17 protein-coding genes are annotated in these 17,678 nt (G+C 71.6%); 5 read left to right on the forward strand and 12 right to left on the reverse strand.

What is annotated here, in order from left to right; all coding sequences use genetic code 11:
- Positions 1–65 precede the first annotated feature (65 nt).
- Positions 66–1,910, forward strand: coding sequence for a phosphoenolpyruvate carboxykinase (GTP) (locus tag ACZ5WG_RS00730; protein ID WP_468719645.1), 1,845 nt, complete (start codon positions 66–68; stop codon positions 1,908–1,910).
- Between the two features lie 122 nt (positions 1,911–2,032).
- Here ACZ5WG_RS00730 and ACZ5WG_RS00735 read toward each other — a convergent pair whose 3' ends face one another.
- Genes ACZ5WG_RS00735 through ACZ5WG_RS00750 form a run of 4 tightly spaced genes read right to left on the reverse strand, consistent with a single transcriptional unit; the run spans position 2,033 to position 6,539 of the window.
- The gene (locus ACZ5WG_RS00735) at positions 2,033–2,656 is read right to left on the reverse strand and encodes a hypothetical protein (RefSeq protein WP_468719646.1); all 624 of its coding nucleotides are present in this window, start codon (positions 2,654–2,656) and stop codon (positions 2,033–2,035) included.
- On the reverse strand, positions 2,643–4,253 hold the full coding sequence (locus tag ACZ5WG_RS00740; RefSeq protein WP_468719647.1) for a substrate-binding and vWA domain-containing protein: 1,611 nt from the start codon (positions 4,251–4,253) through the stop codon (positions 2,643–2,645). Before ACZ5WG_RS00740 ends, ACZ5WG_RS00735 begins: the two co-directional genes overlap by 14 nt.
- Positions 4,250–5,437 carry a toxic anion resistance protein gene (locus ACZ5WG_RS00745; RefSeq protein WP_468719648.1) on the reverse strand — a complete coding sequence of 396 codons (1,188 nt, stop codon included), beginning with the start codon at positions 5,435–5,437 and terminating at the stop codon, positions 4,250–4,252. The genes ACZ5WG_RS00740 and ACZ5WG_RS00745 overlap by 4 nt, the downstream gene beginning before the upstream one ends.
- 13 nt (positions 5,438–5,450) lie before the next feature.
- The gene (locus ACZ5WG_RS00750; protein WP_468719649.1) at positions 5,451–6,539 is read right to left on the reverse strand and encodes a hypothetical protein; all 1,089 of its coding nucleotides are present in this window, start codon (positions 6,537–6,539) and stop codon (positions 5,451–5,453) included.
- A gap of 143 nt (positions 6,540–6,682) precedes the next feature.
- Between ACZ5WG_RS00750 and ACZ5WG_RS00755 the strand changes: the two genes are divergently transcribed.
- Entirely contained in the window at positions 6,683–7,102 is a 420-nt protein-coding gene (locus ACZ5WG_RS00755; protein ID WP_468719651.1) for a hypothetical protein, read from the forward strand.
- Between the two features lie 357 nt (positions 7,103–7,459).
- Here ACZ5WG_RS00755 and ACZ5WG_RS00760 read toward each other — a convergent pair whose 3' ends face one another.
- Together ACZ5WG_RS00760 and ACZ5WG_RS00765 are read right to left on the reverse strand one after the other, a co-directional pair.
- Positions 7,460–7,873: an SCO4983 family protein gene (locus ACZ5WG_RS00760; RefSeq protein WP_468719652.1), complete on the reverse strand. Its 414-nt coding sequence runs from the start codon at positions 7,871–7,873 to the stop codon at positions 7,460–7,462.
- An 89-nt stretch (positions 7,874–7,962) separates the two neighbouring features.
- Complete coding sequence (locus tag ACZ5WG_RS00765; RefSeq protein WP_266664340.1) at positions 7,963–9,174, reverse strand: pyridoxal phosphate-dependent aminotransferase; 1,212 nt, start codon at positions 9,172–9,174, stop codon at positions 7,963–7,965.
- A 314-nt stretch (positions 9,175–9,488) separates the two neighbouring features.
- On the opposite strand from ACZ5WG_RS00765, the gene ACZ5WG_RS00770 reads away from it, so the two are divergent.
- On the forward strand, positions 9,489–9,965 hold the full coding sequence (locus ACZ5WG_RS00770; protein WP_468719654.1) for a macro domain-containing protein: 477 nt from the start codon (positions 9,489–9,491) through the stop codon (positions 9,963–9,965).
- 72 nt (positions 9,966–10,037) lie between these two features.
- Here the strand turns inward: ACZ5WG_RS00770 and ACZ5WG_RS00775 are convergent, their stop codons facing one another.
- From ACZ5WG_RS00775 to ACZ5WG_RS00795, 5 genes are all read right to left on the reverse strand, one after another.
- On the reverse strand, positions 10,038–10,502 hold the full coding sequence (locus ACZ5WG_RS00775; protein ID WP_468719656.1) for a nitroreductase family deazaflavin-dependent oxidoreductase: 465 nt from the start codon (positions 10,500–10,502) through the stop codon (positions 10,038–10,040).
- 161 nt (positions 10,503–10,663) lie between these two features.
- A complete protein-coding gene (locus tag ACZ5WG_RS00780; RefSeq protein ID WP_030290913.1) occupies positions 10,664–10,849 on the reverse strand; it encodes a hypothetical protein in 186 nt (61 codons plus the stop codon).
- 87 nt (positions 10,850–10,936) lie between these two features.
- Complete coding sequence (locus ACZ5WG_RS00785; protein ID WP_468719657.1) at positions 10,937–11,947, reverse strand: YdcF family protein; 1,011 nt, start codon at positions 11,945–11,947, stop codon at positions 10,937–10,939.
- Positions 11,948–12,045: 98 nt separating this feature from the next.
- Positions 12,046–13,617, reverse strand: a complete 1,572-nt coding sequence (locus ACZ5WG_RS00790; protein WP_468719658.1) for an N-acyl-D-amino-acid deacylase family protein — start codon at positions 13,615–13,617, stop codon at positions 12,046–12,048.
- Between the two features lie 8 nt (positions 13,618–13,625).
- Positions 13,626–14,903: an alanine racemase gene (locus ACZ5WG_RS00795; protein ID WP_468719659.1), complete on the reverse strand. Its 1,278-nt coding sequence runs from the start codon at positions 14,901–14,903 to the stop codon at positions 13,626–13,628.
- A 132-nt stretch (positions 14,904–15,035) separates the two neighbouring features.
- Here ACZ5WG_RS00795 and ACZ5WG_RS00800 point away from each other — a divergent pair, with 132 nt between their 5' ends.
- Both ACZ5WG_RS00800 and ACZ5WG_RS00805 read left to right on the forward strand, forming a co-directional pair.
- Positions 15,036–15,800 (forward strand): IclR family transcriptional regulator, encoded by a 765-nt coding sequence (locus tag ACZ5WG_RS00800; protein WP_468719661.1) that lies wholly within the window; start codon positions 15,036–15,038, stop codon positions 15,798–15,800.
- Positions 15,797–16,207 carry a RidA family protein gene (locus ACZ5WG_RS00805; RefSeq protein WP_468719662.1) on the forward strand — a complete coding sequence of 137 codons (411 nt, stop codon included), beginning with the start codon at positions 15,797–15,799 and terminating at the stop codon, positions 16,205–16,207. Before ACZ5WG_RS00800 ends, ACZ5WG_RS00805 begins: the two co-directional genes overlap by 4 nt.
- Before the next feature lie 91 nt (positions 16,208–16,298).
- Here the strand turns inward: ACZ5WG_RS00805 and ACZ5WG_RS00810 are convergent, their stop codons facing one another.
- Entirely contained in the window at positions 16,299–17,636 is a 1,338-nt protein-coding gene (locus ACZ5WG_RS00810; RefSeq protein ID WP_468719664.1) for a M14 family metallopeptidase, read from the reverse strand.
- Positions 17,637–17,678 lie beyond the last annotated feature (42 nt).

Consider the following 17,678-nt stretch of genomic DNA (forward strand, 5'->3'; position numbering starts at 1 on the left):
CGAAGCATCCGGGTCGCAGCCCCCACGGGGCAAACACCAAACACACCCCTCAACAAGGAGCAATCGTGGCGCGCGACAACGCGGCTCCCACCACCGTCCCGACGACCCACCAGGAGCTGATCTCCTGGGTGGACGAGATCGCAGCGATCACCCAGCCCGACCGGGTCGTCTGGTGCGACGGCTCCGAGGCCGAGTACGAGCGCCTGTGCGCGGAGCTCGTCGCCAAGGGCACGTTCAAGAAGCTGGACGAGGGCAAGCGACCCAACTCGTACTACGCCGCCTCCGACCCGTCCGACGTCGCGCGCGTCGAGGACCGGACCTTCATCTGCTCCGAGAAGGAGGAGGACGCGGGCCCGACCAACCACTGGAAGGCCCCCGCGGAGATGAAGGCCCTTTTCACCGGTGAGGGGGGCTCCGCCGGGCAGGAAGGTATCTTCCGCGGCTCCATGAAGGGTCGGACGATGTACGTCGTCCCCTTCTGCATGGGCCCCCTCGGCTCCGAGCTCTCCGCGATCGGCGTCGAGATCACCGACTCCGCCTACGTCGCCGTCGCCATGCGCACCATGACCCGCATGGGCAAGCCCGTCCTCGACGAGCTCGGCACCGACGGGTTCTTCGTCAAGGCCGTCCACACCCTCGGCGCTCCGCTCGCCGAGGGCCAGGCCGACGTGCCGTGGCCCTGCAACACCACCAAGTACATCTCGCACTTCCCGGAGACCCGCGAGATCTGGTCGTACGGCTCGGGCTACGGCGGCAACGCCCTGCTCGGCAAGAAGTGCTACGCGCTGCGCATCGCCTCCGTCATGGCCCGCGACGAGGGCTGGCTCGCCGAGCACATGCTGATCCTCAAGCTCACCCCGCCGCAGGGTGAGGCGAAGTACGTCGCCGCCGCGTTCCCGAGCGCCTGCGGCAAGACGAACCTGGCCATGCTGGAGCCCACGATCCCCGGCTGGACGGTCGAGACCATCGGCGACGACATCGCCTGGATGCGCTTCGGCGAGGACGGTCGCCTGTACGCGATCAACCCCGAGGCCGGCTTCTTCGGCGTCGCGCCCGGCACCGGCGAGCACACCAACGCCAACGCCATGAAGACGATGTACGCGAACACCGTCTTCACCAACGTCGCGCTCACCCCGGACGGCTCCGACGTCTGGTGGGAGGGCATGACCGAGGAGCCCCCGGCCGAGCTCATCGACTGGAAGGGCAACCGCTGGACCCCGGAGTCCGAGACCCCGGCGGCCCACCCCAACGCCCGCTTCGCCGTGCCGGCCTCGCAGTGCCCGACGATCGCCCCCGAGTGGGAGGACCCCAAGGGCGTCCCGGTCTCCGCGATCCTCTTCGGCGGCCGCCGCGCCTCCGCCGTCCCGCTGGTCACCGAGTCCTTCGACTGGAACCACGGCGTCTTCATCGGCTCGAACATCGCCTCCGAGAAGACCGCCGCCGCCGAGGGCAAGGTCGGCGAGCTGCGCCGCGACCCGTTCGCCATGCTGCCGTTCTGCGGCTACAACATGGGCGACTACATGGGTCACTGGGTCGACGTCGCCAAGGACAAGGACCAGTCCAAGCTCCCGAAGATCTACTACGTGAACTGGTTCCGCAAGAACGACGCGGGCAAGTTCGTGTGGCCGGGCTTCGGCGAGAACAGCCGCGTCCTGAAGTGGATCGTCGAGCGCCTCGACGGCAAGGCCGCCGGCGTCGAGACCCCCATCGGCATCCTGCCGACCAAGGACTCCCTCGACCTGGACGGCCTGGACCTCCCCGAGGCCGACCTCGACTTCCTCCTCACCGTCGACAAGGAGGTGTGGCGGGACGAGGCCTCCCTGGTCCCCGAGCACCTGAACACCTACGGCGACCACACTCCCAAGGAGCTGTGGGACCAGTACCACGCGCTCGTCGAGCGCCTGGGCTGAGCCAGGCCGCGCCCTGAAGAAGGGCCAATGAACGTGGGAGCCCCCGACCAAGCGGCGCCCACCGCTGTGGGAGCCCCCGACCAAGCGGTTCCCACCGCAGCACCGGCCAAAAGTCATACCTGTCAGGAGCGTTGTCCGCGCTCCTCCAGGTAGGTCGTGTGCGTCTGCTGACGGCGGGCCTCTGCTTCGCGGAGGTCCGCCGTCACGCGTTCCGCCTCCTCGTACAGCAGCGACAGCTGCCGCTCCAGGTGGCGTTCCGGCGATTCCCCGCCCGGGGTGAGCCGGGTCCACCAGCGCGTCCGGTTGTACGTGTCCACGCACTCCGGCACGTCCAGCTCGATCGCCCGCGACAGCGCGTGCACGGACTCCGGATCGGTGGCCAGGACGTCGGCCACCCACCCCGGCTCCAGCAGCGCCCCGTACAGCTCCATCAGCTCGGCGAGCCGCCCTTCGGCCGGAGCCGGCAGCTCCACCTCGGCCACGTACTCCCGCAGCCGGCCGAACTGCTCCCGTACGCCGTTCAGCTGCTCGGTGGGCCCCTCGGGCTCCGGCGGCGCCGGCCGCTGCGGCGGGGCGATCAGCGCGCCCGCGCCGTACAGCCCGGCCACGACCACCGGCCAGTACGTGCCGGCGGCCCCGGCGAGGGTCAGGCCCAGCCCGACCATCCCGCAGGCGCTGCCCGCCAGGTTCTTCTTCGACTCCAGGTAGGTGAGGAGACGTGTGCCGAGCGCCCTATTGGTAGCCACGGATCTCCTCGAAGGCTCCGTCCAGCGAACCGTTGCCGCCGGTGGCGTCGAAGAGCCGCCCGCCGGTCAGTTCGGTGATGTGGGTGAGCTCCTTGCGGTCCGAGTCCCCGAACAGCACCGCGAAGACCGGAGTGTGCTTCTGCGCGTCCGGCAGCCCGGCGTAGAAGGAGTCGAAGTCCTTCGCCTTGTCGCCGCTCTGCCCGTCCGTCATCAGCACGATCGAGGTGAACGCGTCCGCGTTGCCCTTCCCCAGGTGCTCGTACGCGGCCTTCAGACTGCCGTACACGGCCGTACCCCCCTCCGGCCGGAGCGATTTCACATCGCCCCGGATCGCGTCCAGCGCGGGCCCGGGATTGCCCGGCTCGACGACGTGCGTCAGCACCTCCTTCACCTTGTCGCCGAAGGGCAGCAGTGTCACCTCCTCACGGTCCCGGAACCGCTGCCCGGGCCCCGAACCGCCCGTCCCCGTCAGCTCGGTGAGCGCCGACCGCAGCCGCCCGATGCGGTCCTCCTCGGCCATCGAGCCCGAGGTGTCCAGCACGTACACCGTGCGCGAGGGCCGGCGCAGCTCGTTCTCGTACGAGGCCAGCAGCCCGTCGGCGACCGACCGGGTACCCGGGAACGGCAGCTCGCGCCGCTTCTCCGCGTTCAGCCCGGCCGCGGGCTGCACCCCGGCCGCGACCGGCCGGCGGAACGTCTTCTCGGTGATCGCCTTCTGCGCCTCGGCGCCGCTCAGATAGTCGGTCAGGGCCCGCCCCGACTCGCGGGCCCCGGCCGGGGCCGAGGTCAGCAGGGTCAGCGGGTAGTGGGCGGTGACCACCCCGTCGCGCGGCCGGATCACCGTCAGGTCCGTCTTCGCGTCCCGGTTCATGGACAGCAGCACGGACTCGTAGTTCACCAGCGCGTCCACGTCCCCGCGCTTGGTGTACGCGGTGGCGAGCCAGCCGGAGGAGCCCGAGGTCAGCTTCTGCCCGGCGAAGAACTCCTTCAGCTTGGGCCCGGCCGTCTTCACGTCCGCGTCGGTCAGCGCCGCCTGTGCGCCCGACAGCCCGGAGGCCACCGAGATCAGCGCGGAGAACCCGGAGTTGGAGCGCACCGGGTCGGTCATCCCGTACGACAGCTTCCCGGCGGTGACGGCCTCGTGCACCGCCGACCAGGTGACCTCCTCCGGCTTCCAGCCGAGCCGGGCCAGCGCGTCCGCCCGTATGCCCAGCGCGACCGGCGAGGACATCACCGGCGTCTCGCTGCTGAGCTTCCCGGCGGCCTCGGGGCGCAGCCGCAGATAGTCGTTGGAGGACAGCCAGATCGCGTCGTACCTGCCATCGGCCTTGCCGGAGGCGACCTGTTCGGCCGCGTCCAGGGTGCCGGACCAGGTGAGCTCGACCGTGACCCCGGTCGCGGCCTTCGCGGCCTTCAGCACCGGCTCCATGTCGGCCAGTTCACTGGAGGCCAGCACCCGCAGCCTGCCCTCCTGGTACTTCGACCCGGCGGGCTTCGCGGGCCCGTCGGAGGTGCAGGCCGAGGCCCCCAGCAGGGTCGCGGCCAACGCGACCGCCGCCGCGAGCCGTCTGCGCACCGAAGCGGTACGGACGCTCATCGCTCTCCGCCTTCCAGGGCACCGGAGGTACGCGTACGGGCCAGGTGGGCCGACGCGATCTGGAGTTCGCCGGTCAGGGACTCGACGGTGGCGGCCATGTTCTCGGTGGCCTGCACCTTGAACGTGTCGATCGCATCCAGCGTCCGGTAGATCTGCGCGAAGGCCGTACGCAGCGTCTCCGCGCCGACCGCCGGATCGGCGGCGATCCGCTGGATCTCCCCGCTCTGCGTGGACAGCATCTCCGCGTTGCCGCGGATCAGGTCCTCGGTGGTCGTACGCAACGTGTTGACCTGCTCGATCACCTTGCGCTGGCTGTCGAGGGCCGAAGCCAGCATCACGGCGATCCGCAGCGCGGACACGGTGGTGGTGGCGGCCCGGTCGACGCCCTTGATCAGCTCGTCGTTGTTGCGCCGGACCACGTCCATCGCCAGGTAGCCCTGTGCGCACACCGCCAGCTGGGTCAGCAGGTCCTGGTGCTTCTGCCGGACCGGGAAGAGGAGGTCGGCGCGCATCGCGTCGGCCGCCGGCGGGTCGTCGTGCTCGGTCTCGGTGATCCGCTGCTCGACGGCCGTGTCGAGTGCCTCGGTGAGGACGGCGTACTCCTGGAGCTTGCCCATGGTCTCCCACAGGCGCGCCCGCTCGGTGTGCAGGGCCGCGTTGTCGCGGCGCAGCTCGTCCTGGCCGCCGCGCAGCGCGCCCACGATCTTGTTGAGGGTGGCCTGCGAGGAGGCGTACTTGGCCACGTGGTCGCGGAACTTGTTGCCGCCGGGCAGCTTCGCGAGGAACGCCTTGACGCCCTTGGCGGGCGTGTCCCGCGGGTCGAGGTCCTCCACGGTGCGGCGCAGCTCGACCAGGGAGCCCGCGACGCGGGCCTGGGCGTCGCCGCCCCCGTCGGAGCCGAGGGACCGTACGGCCCGCTCGAGCATCCGGTTGGACTGCTGGGCGGCGCTGCGGATGTCGGCGGCGCCGAGACCGGAGATCTCGCCGATGCGGCTCGCGAACTCGGGGGAGCGGGCGTCGATCCCGGCGAGCGAACCGACGTACTCCCCGGCCCGGCGGGCCATCTCCTCGCGCACCCCCTCCTGGAGCGGTACGAGGCCCGAGGCCTGCTCCCGCTTGACGGGGGCGACGGGCTCGGGGGCGGTGAGGACGAGCGGGCTCTCCTCAGGCGGTGTCAATGTCATGCGGGTGGTCCCCCTAGCCCTTGGCGCGCGCGGCCAGCGCCATGAGGATCTTGACGGTCGGTGCGCTGACCTGGCGGATGCCGGTCAGTTCCGGGTTGAGGTACGCGGCGTGTGCGGCGGTGGCCGCGGTGAACTCGGGCACGCCGTTCTGCGGCCGGAACCCGTGCCGGACGGCCAGCTCGCGCAGCTTCGGGTCGGTGGCGAGGAGGGAGCCGAGCTCCTTGGCCTTCTCGCTGATCGGCACGAAGGTGTGCGGGGAGTTGACCGTGGTGTCCGGGTAGAGCACGACCATGCCGTCGGCGGCCCCCGCTCCGGGCTTCTGCTGGAGCAGGGAGGCCACCTGGGACTCGTACGCGAGGATGAGCGGCTCGCCGCTGCCGGAGATGAAGGCCCGGAACGGGTCGTCGGTGCTCGGCTCCAGCGCGCCCTGGACGGAGATCAGCTTCTGCATCAGGGGCGCGGTGCGGTCGATCGCGGCCTGGTCGGAGACCACGCTGTTGCCGTTGGCGACGTTCGAGGTGGCGGCCAGGAAGAGCGCACCGGAGTTGGAGGTGGCGGGATCGGTGGTCTTGATGAACACGGTGCCGGTCAGCTCGGCGAAGGCGGCGGAGCCGGACAGCTGCTGCCACTTGCGGTCCTCGCCGGCAGCCTTGAGGTAGGGGCCCATGAGGAGGGTCCCGGAGTTCTTGCCGGTCATCTTGGCGAGGTTGTTGTCGGCGAGCACCTTGGCGGCGTTGGAGCGGGCGATGACCACGAGCGGGGAGAAGAAGGGCTTGGTGGTCTGGGCGCCCTTGACGCCGGCCGCGGCCTCGATCTCCGTGGCGGGTTCGCTGCTGCTGGGGAAGGCGAAGTCGAACTCCTTGAGGGCGAGTTGGTCCATCGCCCAGGAGCCGGACGTTTCGGTCTTCACGGTGTAGCCCTTGTCGGCGAGGGCATTGACGACGTCGGGGTCGCGGAAGTATTCGGACTTCTCGGACCCGATGACGCCTTTCACCACGGTCTTCGGTGCCGTGGGTGGGGTCTTGTCTCCTCCGGCGAGCGCGACGGCGGCCACGCCGCCGAGGAGGAGGACCGCCAGGGCGATTCCTAGGATGCGTCTCACGGGTGCAGAGTGCTCGCGGAAACCCACATTCCGCGCGAAGTCGAATGAACGTCAGGTGTCCAGGCGGTCCCACTTCGAAATGCTGTGTGGATCGGCCGGTGCTGGCAGGCGGGGCGGCAGGCCGGGAGGATCGTCCCATGGGCGTGAGCGCGTTGAAGTGGCAGGGCTGGGCGGTCGGCCTGACGGTCGTGGCCGGCCTGCTGGTGTTCGCCCCGCTGGGCCTGTACGTCTGGGCCAGCGGCGAGCCGGGCGCGGCGCCGCCGCGGCCGGCGGTGGAGGACGTACGGGTCACCGGCTGCCGGATCGACCCCGGCAGCCGCCGCGTGGTGGCGACGGTGGAGGTGACGGGCCGCCCCGAGGGCACCGGCGCGTACGTGGTCACGGTCGAGTTCCGCGAAAAGGCCGATCCGGACCCGGCCGAGCGCCCGGCCCAGGCCCTGGTGAAACTCCCGGGCGTAGCCCCGGCGGCAACGGAACACGCCGAGGCGCTGGGCCCCCTCTGGCCCCCGGCGACGACCCCCTGGTGCGGAGTCGCCGGCGCGGACTTCACGCCATCCGGGTAACCCGGCCCCGCCGACACCATCCAGCCCCGCCGGCGTTCCAGGCGCGGGGTTTGGGGCGGAGCCCCGGGTCTTCGAGCCCCGCCGGCGCTTGAGGCGCGGGTCCGGGTGGAGCCCCGGTCTTCCAGCCCCGCCGGTGTTTGAGGGCGCGTCCGGGTGGAGCCCCGGGTCCTCCAGCCCCGCCGGCGCTTGAGGCGCGGGTCTGGGTGGAGCCCGGTGAGCGGGAGAAGGGTGGGGCGGGGATAAGCCCCGCGCAGCGGCACGCCTGAAGCAGGCCTGCGGGCCGAGCCAGGACACAACGCGCCCGGCCAGGGCGGTGGCGCCCGGTCCGGAGCCTCCGCGGCCCCGGACCGGGGCCGGTCAGAGGCTGCCGGCCAGGTTCTGCGAGGCCAGGGCGGCGGCGTGCGCGTCCATGCGCTCGGCGGCGAGGATCGCGACGGTGGTGTCGGCGCGGGACGCGGCGACGACCAGCGCGCGGCCGGCGAGGTCGTGGGCCCGCTGGTGCAGGGCGGTGAGCTCGGCGGCGCCGGCGATGTCGGCGCGCGGCGCACGGGCGGGTTCGGCGCCGCGCAGCCGGGTCACCTGGGCGGCGATACGGGTGGCGGCGCCGTCGAGCCCGAGCTCGTCGGTGACGGTCAGCAGGGCCGCCAGGTGCCCGGCGAGCTGGGTGTCCAGTGCTTCGGCGCGGCTGCTGTGCGGATAGCCGGCGTGGCCGTCGGAGTTGCGGCCGCCCAGACGGTGGACGACCGGCTTCGTGCGGATCGGCTCGTACATGAGGGGGCCTCCTGCGTGGTCAGGAGGCCATCCTACATTGGATCCGTTCTAAAGTTGTGCTCGATCCGGGATCGAGTACGTCATGTCTGCTAGGGCTGGCCGTATCCGTCGAGGAACTTGCCGATCCGGGTCACCGCGTCCGCCAGATCCTTGGGGTTCGGCAGCGTCACGATCCGGAAGTGGTCGGGCTCGGGCCAGTTGAAGCCCGTACCGTGCACCACCATGATCTTCTCGGCCCGCAGCAGGTCGAGGACCAGCTGGCGGTCGTCCTTGATCTTGTAGACGGCCGGGTCGAGCTTCGGGAAGAGGTACAGCGCGCCCTTGGGCTTCACGCAGGTGATGCCGGGGATCTGCGTCAGCAGCTCGTACGCCGTGTCGCGCTGCTCCAGCAGCCGCCCGCCCGGGAGGACGAGGTCCGTGATCGACTGCCGGCCGCCGAGGGCGGTCGCGACGGCGTGCTGCGAGGGCATGTTCGCGCACAGTCGCATGTTGGCCAGGATCGTCAGGCCCTCGATGTACGACGCGGCGTGCTTCTTGGGGCCGCAGACCGCCATCCAGCCGGACCGGAAGCCGGCGACGCGGTAGTTCTTGGAGAGCCCGTTGAAGGTGAGGGTCAGCAGGTCCGGGGCGATCGCGGCGGTGTTCGTGTGCGTGGCGCCGTCGTAGAGGATCCGGTCGTAGATCTCGTCGGAGCAGACGATCAGGTTGTGGCGGCGTGCGATGTCCGTGAGGCCGCGCAGCATCTCGTCGTCGTAGACGGCGCCGGTCGGGTTGTTCGGGTTGATGATCACCATCGCGCGGGTGCGGTCGGTGATCTTGCGCTCGATGTCGGCGAGGTCCGGCATCCAGTCGGACTGTTCGTCGCAGCGGTAGTGCACGGCGGTGCCGCCGGCCAGCGACACGGAGGCGGTCCACAGCGGGTAGTCCGGCGCGGGGACGAGCACCTCGTCGCCGTCGTCGAGCAGCGCCTGCATCGACATCTGGATCAGCTCGGAGACGCCGTTGCCGAGGTAGATGTCCTCGACGTCCAGCTCGATGCCCTTGGTCTGGTAGTGCTGCATGACCGCGCGGCGCGCGGAGAGCAGCCCCTTCGCGTCCCCGTACCCGTGGGCGTTGCCCAGGTTGCGGAGCATGTCCTCAAGGATCTCCGGCGGGCACTCGAAGCCGAAGGCCGCGGGGTTGCCGGTGTTGAGCTTGAGGATGCGATGACCTGCTGCTTCGAGCCGCATCGCCTCTTCGAGGACGGGGCCGCGGATCTCGTAGCAGACATTGGCGAGTTTCGTTGACTGGATCACCTGCATGACGGGAGCTTACGGGCCGTACGGGCGGTCCGCCGAGGTATTCGGGGCAGGAACGGGGGAGGGATATGTCCTGTTTCGCATGATGGGACGGTGGCGGCCCGATCCGCCCTTGGAAACGGCGGCACCGCGGCGTTCCGGCCTGCGGAATCGGTGGGGGCCGGGGACGGGGGAGCCGCGGTGTTGCGCTCGTCACGCTCACCGGTTCGAGGCGTGCGCGTACGGGACGCGAGCAGACGGCCCGTGCTCTGCACGAGCAGACCGCCGCACTGTCAGTGGCGGCCCGTACCGTCGTGGGTGGGGGAAAGGGGCGGAACATGGAGCATCTGCGCATCATCGCGGGGGACGCGACCAGCCCGCAGGCCAAGGGGCCGAAGATCATCGCGCACGTCTGCAACGACATCGGCGGCTGGGGCAAGGGCTTCGTGGTGGCGCTCTCGAAGCGCTGGCCCGAGCCCGAGAAGGCGTACCGGGCCTGGCACCGGGGCCGCAGCGGGAACGACTTCGCCCTGGGCGCGGTCCAGCTGGTCCAGGTGAAGGCGGACGTCTGGGTGGCCAACATGGTCGGCCAGCGCGGCATACGCACGGGCAGCGGCGGCCCCCCGATCCGCTACGACGCGGTGGAGCGCTGCCTGGCGGCGCTCGCCGGGCACGCGCTCGAACGGGGCGCCTCGGTCCACATGCCCCGCATCGGCTGCGGCCTGGCCGGCGGCAAGTGGCCCCGCATCGAACCGCTGATCACCTGGGCCCTGTCCGCCCGGGACGTGCCCGTGACGGTCTACGACCACGGGTGATCTGCGGCCCGGCCGGCTGTCTGTCCGCCTTCCGGGCGGGGCCGATGCGGGGTGTGATCCGGATGGCCGGCGTCAGGCGCAGCGGCCCGGGGCCGCCTCCAGGACGACCAGGGGGATCTCGCGGGGGGCCGCCGCCGTCCGGTAGTCGTCGAAGAGGGGCCACAGGGCCGTCATGGCGGGCCAGTAGACGTCCCGCTCGATCGGGCAGGCCGTACGGGCCGTGGCCTGGAAGGCGGCCGGGCCGACCTGGAGGCGGACTTCCGGGTGGGCGGCCAGGTTCCGGTACCAGGCCGGGTGCTCCGGGGCGCCCCAGTCGGCCGCGAGCACGATGTGGCGGCCCGCGTCCTCGACGTAGATCAGCGGGGTCCGGGCGGTCCGGCCCGTGGCGCGGTCGACCGTGGTGAGCAGGAGCGTGGGGACCCCGTGCCAGAGATGGCCGTCGAGTCCGCCGGTGGTCACGTAGTCCCGTACGTGGTCCCGTTCGCGGCCGGGCTTCGGGTCGGTGGGGTGGTCCCAGTCGATGGTGAGCGTCTGCATGGCGGTGCCTCCGAGTCAGGGCCCCCGCGAGGCTTAACGATCCTTCACCGATTCTGGATGCGGTCGGCCTCGGCCGGCGCGGCCGACGTGTGGCCCCGGTCCGGGGGCGCGGCCCCCGGACCGGGGCCACCAGCAGCTTTCGTGCCGCGCTACCGCCCGCGCTACGGGAGGTAGCGCTCGATGACCGCCGGGCCCTCCTTCTCGATCAGCTGGCGCGCCTTCTCGAGCCGCTCCGGAGTCGGCTCCATGCCTTGCACCATCACGAGGTCCTCGGGGTCGTACGGCCGTTCCCCGCCGCTGAAGAGCTTGGCCGGCCGCTTGGGCTGCTGGTCCGATTCACTGTCCATCGGTTACCTCCTCGGAATGTCCCCCGATCCCCTCATCCTCCGGCGACATCGCCATGAACGCACCTGCAGGGCCCCTGGCCCCGCTCGTCACGCCGAGGCGACCGCCGCAAAGGCCGTCAGGGCGACTATCGAGGCGCAGATGCTCAGGTTGACCGCCCGGTGCTCCCAGAACACCGCGACGAACTCGCGGAGGGTGGCGCTCGGCCAGAAGTACGTGGCCGTCGGGGAACCCAGCACCTGCCCGTTGACCCCGGCCCTGCGGGCCGTCATCGCGGCGCGGAAGGCGTGGAAGTTGTTGGTGACGACCACGCAGCGGTAGCCGGGGTCCGCATCGAGCATGATCGTGCGGCTGAAGGCGAGGTTCTCCTTCGTCGTACGGGAGCGGTCCTCGAGCCGTATCTGCTCCTCCGGGACGCCCTGGGCGATCAGCCAGTCGGCCATCGCCCGTGCCTCCGACAGCCTCTCGTCCGTCCCCTGCCCGCCCGAGACCAGCAGCAGCGGCACCCGGCCGCCCCGGGCCACCTGGGCGGCGTGGATCTGCCGGCCCTTCTCCAGCCGGGACGCCAGCAGCGGCGGCACCCGCTCGCCGCAGATGAGACCGGAGCCCAGCATCACCACGTAGTCGACGTCTCCGCGGACCGCGATCCGACCGTAGAGGAAGGCGTAGGCGAGGAAGCAGAGGAAGAGGAAGGAGACGTAGCCGACGAGCATGACCAGGCCCGCCACCATCGTGTCCACCACGCGCGAGCCCCGGCCGGCCACCCCGAGGACCAGCGCGATCAGCGCGAAGATCCCGACGCCCGCCGCCATGGACAGCATGTTGGTCGGGCTGCGGCCCTCCTTGCGGATCATCGTCAGGCCGTTGCGGATCAGGTAGCCGCCGAGTACGAGCGTGCCGACCGTCGGCACGATCAGCACCAGCAGGACCGCGATCGCATCCAGCGGTGACGGCAGCTCAGGTATCTGGAACAGCAGGCCCATCGACCCGAACATCAGGGTGAGGCCCAGCAGGACCGCGTTCCGGAAGCGCCGGCGGTCCTCCCGCACGCTCACGCAGAAGAGGACGAAGAACAGCGCGGCGGGGACGAAGGCGAGCATGCCGCCAATCGTAGGCGGACGGCCCGAACCCCCAACGGTCCCAACGGCTGGGCGGTCCCGGTCCCAGCGGACCCGATGGTCCCGAGGGCCTCGAGGCCTCAACGCCCGCGGTACGGCGTCCTGCGGACCGCCCGGCCGGCCAGGACGTCCGTCCTGCGCCCGTCCCGCATCACGAACCGCCCGTCGATCAGCACGTGCGGGACACCGGCCGGCAGCGCGCGCGGGTTCTCGTACGTCGACCCGGCCGCGACCGTGTCCGGGTCGAACAGGACGAGATCGGCGCGGTGGCCGGTGCGCACCAACCCCCGGTCGGGCAGGCGCAGTCGGGCCGCCGGGCGGCCGGACAGGTGGGCCACGCACTCCTCCAGCGAGAGCACGCCGAGCTCGCGCACGTAGCGCCCGAGATAGTGCGGGAACGTGCCGTACGCCCGCGGATGCGGTTTCGCGCCCTGGAGGATGCCGTCGGAGCCGCCGGTGTGGACCCGGTGGCGCATGATCGCCCGGACGTTCTCCTCGTGGCCGACGTGCTGGAGGACCGTCGGTCCCAGCCGGTCCTCCACCAGCAGCCGCCGCGCGGCGTCCCAGTCCCGCAGGCGCGTGCCGACGTACGCCCCGTGCGCGGGGTCCGCCGTCCCCGAGATCTCGATCGTCGCCCAGTCGACGGGGACGCCGTGGCAGCCGTCGGCCCCGGTCACCTCCAGCGCGTACCGGATCCGCTCGGCCTCGGCGTCGTCGCGCAGCCGGGCGAGGACGGCCTCCGGCCCGCCCTCGTTCGCCCAGCTGGGCAGGAGCGCGACGAGGGTGGTGCAGCCCGGGGTGTACGGGTACGAGTCGAGGGTGATGTCGGCCCCGGCGGCGAGGGCGTCGTCGAGGAGGGCCAGGAGTGCGCCCGCCCGGCCCTCGTTCTCCGCGAAGTTCATGGTGGCGTGCGCGAGATGGAGGGCGCAGCCGGCCTGCCGGCTCAGCTCGACCATCTCGGCGTACGCGTCGAGCGCACCGCGCCCGTACGAGCGGTGGTGCGGGCAGTAGTAGCCGCCGTACGCGGCCACCACCCGGCACAGCTCCGCCAGTTCGGCTCCGGACGCGTACATGCCGGGGGTGTAGGTGAGCCCGGAGGACAGGCCGAAGGCTCCCTGCGCGAGGCCCTCGGCGACGAGCGTGCGCATCCGGTCGAGCTCGGCGGGGGTGGCCGGGCGGTCGTCCCAGCCGAGGGCGTACGCGCGGACGGTGCCCTGCGGGACGAGGTACGCGGCGTTGACGGCGATGCCGGTGCGGTCGAGCCGGTCCAGGTAGCCGGCCACGTCCCGCCAGGTGAACTCGACGTCGTCGCCCGGGCCGTTCCAGCCGGTGATGGCGGCCCGCACCTGTGCCAGGGTGCGATCGTCGACGGGCGCGTACGAGAGCCCGTCCTGGCCGAGGACCTCGAGGGTCACGCCCTGGGCGGCCTTCGCGCTGTGGTCCGGGTCGCGGAGCAGGGTGAGGTCGCTGTGGGCGTGCATGTCGACGAAGCCGGGGGCCAGCGCGAGGCCGTGCGCGTCGACGGTGTGCCGGCCGCCGGAGCGGATCCGGCCCATCTCGGCGATCCGGCCCTCGTGGACGCCCACGTCGGCGGTGTACGAGGGCCCGCCCGTCCCGTCGACGACGCGGGCCCCACGGATGACCAGGTCCACCGGCGCGGCTAGAAGAAGGTGCGGACGTAGTCGGTGACCGTGCCGTCGGCCGCGACGACCGGGATCAGCGGCCACTTCTCGAAGATCGTGCACGGGTGGGACATGCCGAGCGCCACCCAGTCGCCGACGTTCACCGCGTCCTCGGAATCGGTCTCCAGCCAGGCGTGCTGGTCGGACAGCTTGACCACGCGGACACCGGTGGCGGGGCGCTCCTCGCCGGTCAGGGCGTCGCGCACCAGCTCGGCCTCGGGCAGGCCGAGGTCGTACGCGACGTCGCGCTTGCCGGCGTTGACGAAGGCCTGCGTGGGGGAGGGACGGGAGACGACCTGTGTCCAGAGCCGGAAGGCGGGGCGCAGGCCGCCCTCCTCCGGGACCCGGTTGAAGGGGGTGAGGCGCGTGTACCAGCCGTGGTCGTGGGAGACGTACGCGCCGGAGCGCAGCAGCCGCAGGGTGGGCCGGGACAGCTCGGGGAGCTCGCCGAACACGTCCGCGACGGCGTCGAACCACGCGGAGCCGCCGGCGCTGACGACGATCTCCCCGGCCCCGGCGAACCGCCCGGCCCGGTCGAACTCGACGGCGAGCGCGGTGAGCCGGCGCAGGTACGCGTGGACGGAGTCCGGGTCGGCGCCGGGGACCTCGGCCTCGTACCCGGCGATGCCGACGAGGCGCAGGGTGGCGGCCCCGGCCACGGCGTCGGCGACGGCCCGGCAGTCCTCGTCGGTCCGCGCGCCGGTACGGGCGCCCTCGCCGGCGCCGAGCTCGACGACGACGTCGACGACCTGGTCCTGCCCCTGCAGCGCCCGGTCCATGAGCTGGACCCCGCGCACGGAGTCGACGTAGCAGACGAAGCGGAAGCCGGGGTCGGCGGCGAGCTCGGCGGCCACCCAGCGCAGGGCGGCCGGGTCGACGAGCTCATTGGCCAGGAAGATCCGCTGGATGCCGAAGGCGCGGTAGACGCGGGCCTGGTGGGGGACGGCGGCGGTGATGCCCCAGGCGCCGTGTTCGAGCTGGCGCCGGAAGAGCTGCGGCGCCATGCAGGTCTTGCCGTGCGGGGCGAAGGCGAGGCCGTGGCGGGCGGCGTAGGTGCCGAGGGCGGTGAGGTTGTGCTCCAGCGCGTCGGCGTCGAGCGTGAGGACGGGGGTGGTGAAGCCGCCGGTGTAGAGGTCCCGCTTCTCGGCGGCCAGCCGGCCCACGGTGAGCTTCGCGCGCTCGGCGTCGGGCGGCAGCCCCTTGAACCGGTGGTCGACCGGCTCGTCGGCGAGCCGGCGGACTGCGTCGGTGCCCATGCGGATTCCTCCTCGCGTTGCATACTCTGCAACGCTCGTTGCGTGCTGTGCCTAAGGGTGTCTAACATCCCTGGTGGTGAAGGGTCAACGTCCCGCCGTGTGTCTCGGGTTCCGCTGACGGAAGGGCAAGGCGTGAGTCAGTCGGTGGAGCGGGCGCTGCGGATCATGCCGCTGCTCGCGAAGGGGCCGGCGGGCCTCGGCGAGGTGGCCGAGGAGCTCGGCGTGCACAAGAGCACGGCCCTGCGCCTGCTGCGCACCCTGCACGAGCACGGCTTCGTCTACCGCCAGCCCGACGGCCGCTACCGCCTCGGCGCGCAGCTCTTCGCGCTGGCCGGGCAGGCCCTGGAGAACCTGGACGTCCGCGCCGTCGCCCACCCCCACCTCGTCGAGCTGAACCGGCTCACCGGGCACACCGTGCACCTCGCCCTCCACCAGGACGACGAGGTGGTCTACGTCGACAAGGTCGACAGCCGCTACCCCGTCCGGATGTACTCCCGCATCGGCAAGCCCGTCCCGCTCACGGTCGCCGCCGTCGCGAAGCTGCTGCTCGCCGACCTCCCCGAGGCCGAGCGGCGCAGCCTCGCCGAGCGCATCGACTACCCCCGCTACACCGCCCGCTCCACCCCCGACGCGCAGGCCTTCCTGCGCGAGCTGGACCTCGTACGGGAACAGGGCTGGGCCTGCGACCTGGGCGGGCACGAGGAGTCGGTCAACTGCGTCGGCGCGCCCGTGCGCGGGCCGGACGGGCGGGTCGTCGCCGCGCTGTCCGTCTCCGCGCCCGGCGTGGTCGTCCCCGCCGAGGGGCTGCTCGAACTGCTGCCCCTGGTCCTGCGTACCGCCGACACCGTCAGCCGGGAGTACTCCGGCTCTCCAGAGAACAGCGAGGACACCCCGTGACCGAGAAGACCGCCATCACGCCGGACACCCACACCACCCCGCCCGCGAAGTTCTCGCACGGCGTGCGCAAGGGGAACATCCTCCAGGTCGCCGGCCAGGTCGGCTTCCTCCCGCACGTGGAGGGCCGGGCGCCCACCCCCGCCGGGCCGACGCTGCGCGAGCAGACCCTCCAGACGCTGGAGAACGTCCGCTCCGTACTGGAGGCCGGCGGCGCGGGCTGGGACGACGTGATGATGATCCGGGTGTACCTCACCGACACCGGGCACTTCGCCGAGATGAACGCCCTCTACAACGCCTACTTCGAGGAGCAGGGCCTCAAGGAGGCCCCGGCCGCCCGCACCACCGTGTACGTGGGCCTGCCCGCCGGCCTCCTCATCGAGATCGACGCCCTCGCCGTCCTCGGATAGCCCACGGACGGAAAGGGGCGCCCCCCTGGCGGTGGGGCGCCCCGGTGCGGTGCGGCCGTCGGATCACCGGCCGCCGATCACGGATCGCAGATCACGTGCAGTACTGCGACTGCTTGCCGATCGAGCGGTACATGCAGTCCGCGTTCTCCAGCAGTTGCAGGACGGCGTCGCGGTTGCGTGCCGTCTCGCGGTCGATCACCTCGTCCGGCGGGTAGAAGCCGCCCCCGCCGCCCGTCTCGGACGGGTACATCTCGAAGGTGTAGGCGAAGATCTTCTGGTTGCCCCACAGCCAGTCGTCGATCGTCCCGTCCGTGATGTACAGGTCGCTCGACTGCTCCGGCGTGTAGCCGTTGCTGTTGGCCATGCTCGTGCCGATGGTCTTGTACACGGCGAGGTCGTCGGCCGTCAGGCCCGGCGCCGTGTCGTTGTACGTCCACCCGAACGGCCAGAGCACCAGCTCGCTGTACGTGTGGAAGTCGATGGCGGCGGTGATCTGCTGCTTGCCGCCGACCACGCGGCTGCGGACGAAGTCCGAGACCACCTTCACCTCGGGGGCCGACTCGGCGGCCGCACCGCGGTAGGTCTCGGAGCTCTTGCTGCCACTGGAGCCGCCGCAGCAGCCCCACTTGTAGTTCCAGTTCCGGTTCTCGTCGGTACCGACGTACGAGGAGCCCGAGTTCGGCTGCCGGTTCTTGCGCCAGGAGCGGTAGGAGCCGGTCGCGATGTCGTACTCGCCGCCGTCCGGGTTGAGGTCCGGCACGATCCAGATCTCACGGCCGTTGACCATGTTGGTGACCCGCGTGTCGGTGCCGTACTTGGAACCGAACTCCTTGAGCAGGTAGAGCGCCATCTCGACGGTCAGGTGCTCACGGGCGTGCTGGTGGTGCGTGAAGAGCACCTCGGGCTCGTTCTCGTCGGTCGCGACGTTGTCGCTGATCTTGATGGCGACGATGTCCCGGCCCTGGTACGACTTCCCGATCACCTTCTTGCTCATGATCGAGGGGTACTGCGCGATGCGCTGGTCGATCTCCGTGTTCGCCTCGGCGTAGTTGTGGTACATCGAGTCCTTGGACGGGAAGTCCATCGGGCTCGCCGCTACGCCCCGCTCGGAGCGGTCCGGCGGCCCGGGCAGCGCGGTCAGCTTGTATCCGAGCGCCCGCAGCTCCTTGGCCTGCATGGGGTCGGCGCTGACGACGACCGAGCGGGCGTCGACCTCGTCGATCGAGACGCCCGTACGGAGCAGGGCCGTTCGCTCGGCCGCCGTGGCCGGGCCCTTGATCTCGTACTGGGTGATCGCCTCGTCCTGGGTGGCGGTCGAGGGGGTCGGCGGCGGGGCCGCCGTAGCGCTCATGCCGTAGGCGGGTGCGCCGAGCGCGAGAGCGAGCAGGGCCGCCGTGACGGCGGCCCTGCGTCGGGTGTGGAGCCGCATGCGTTCTCCTGGGTGGGAGTGTGGGGGTAGCCGTGCGGACGC

The organism is Streptomyces sp. NPDC032745 (assembly GCF_055579465.1).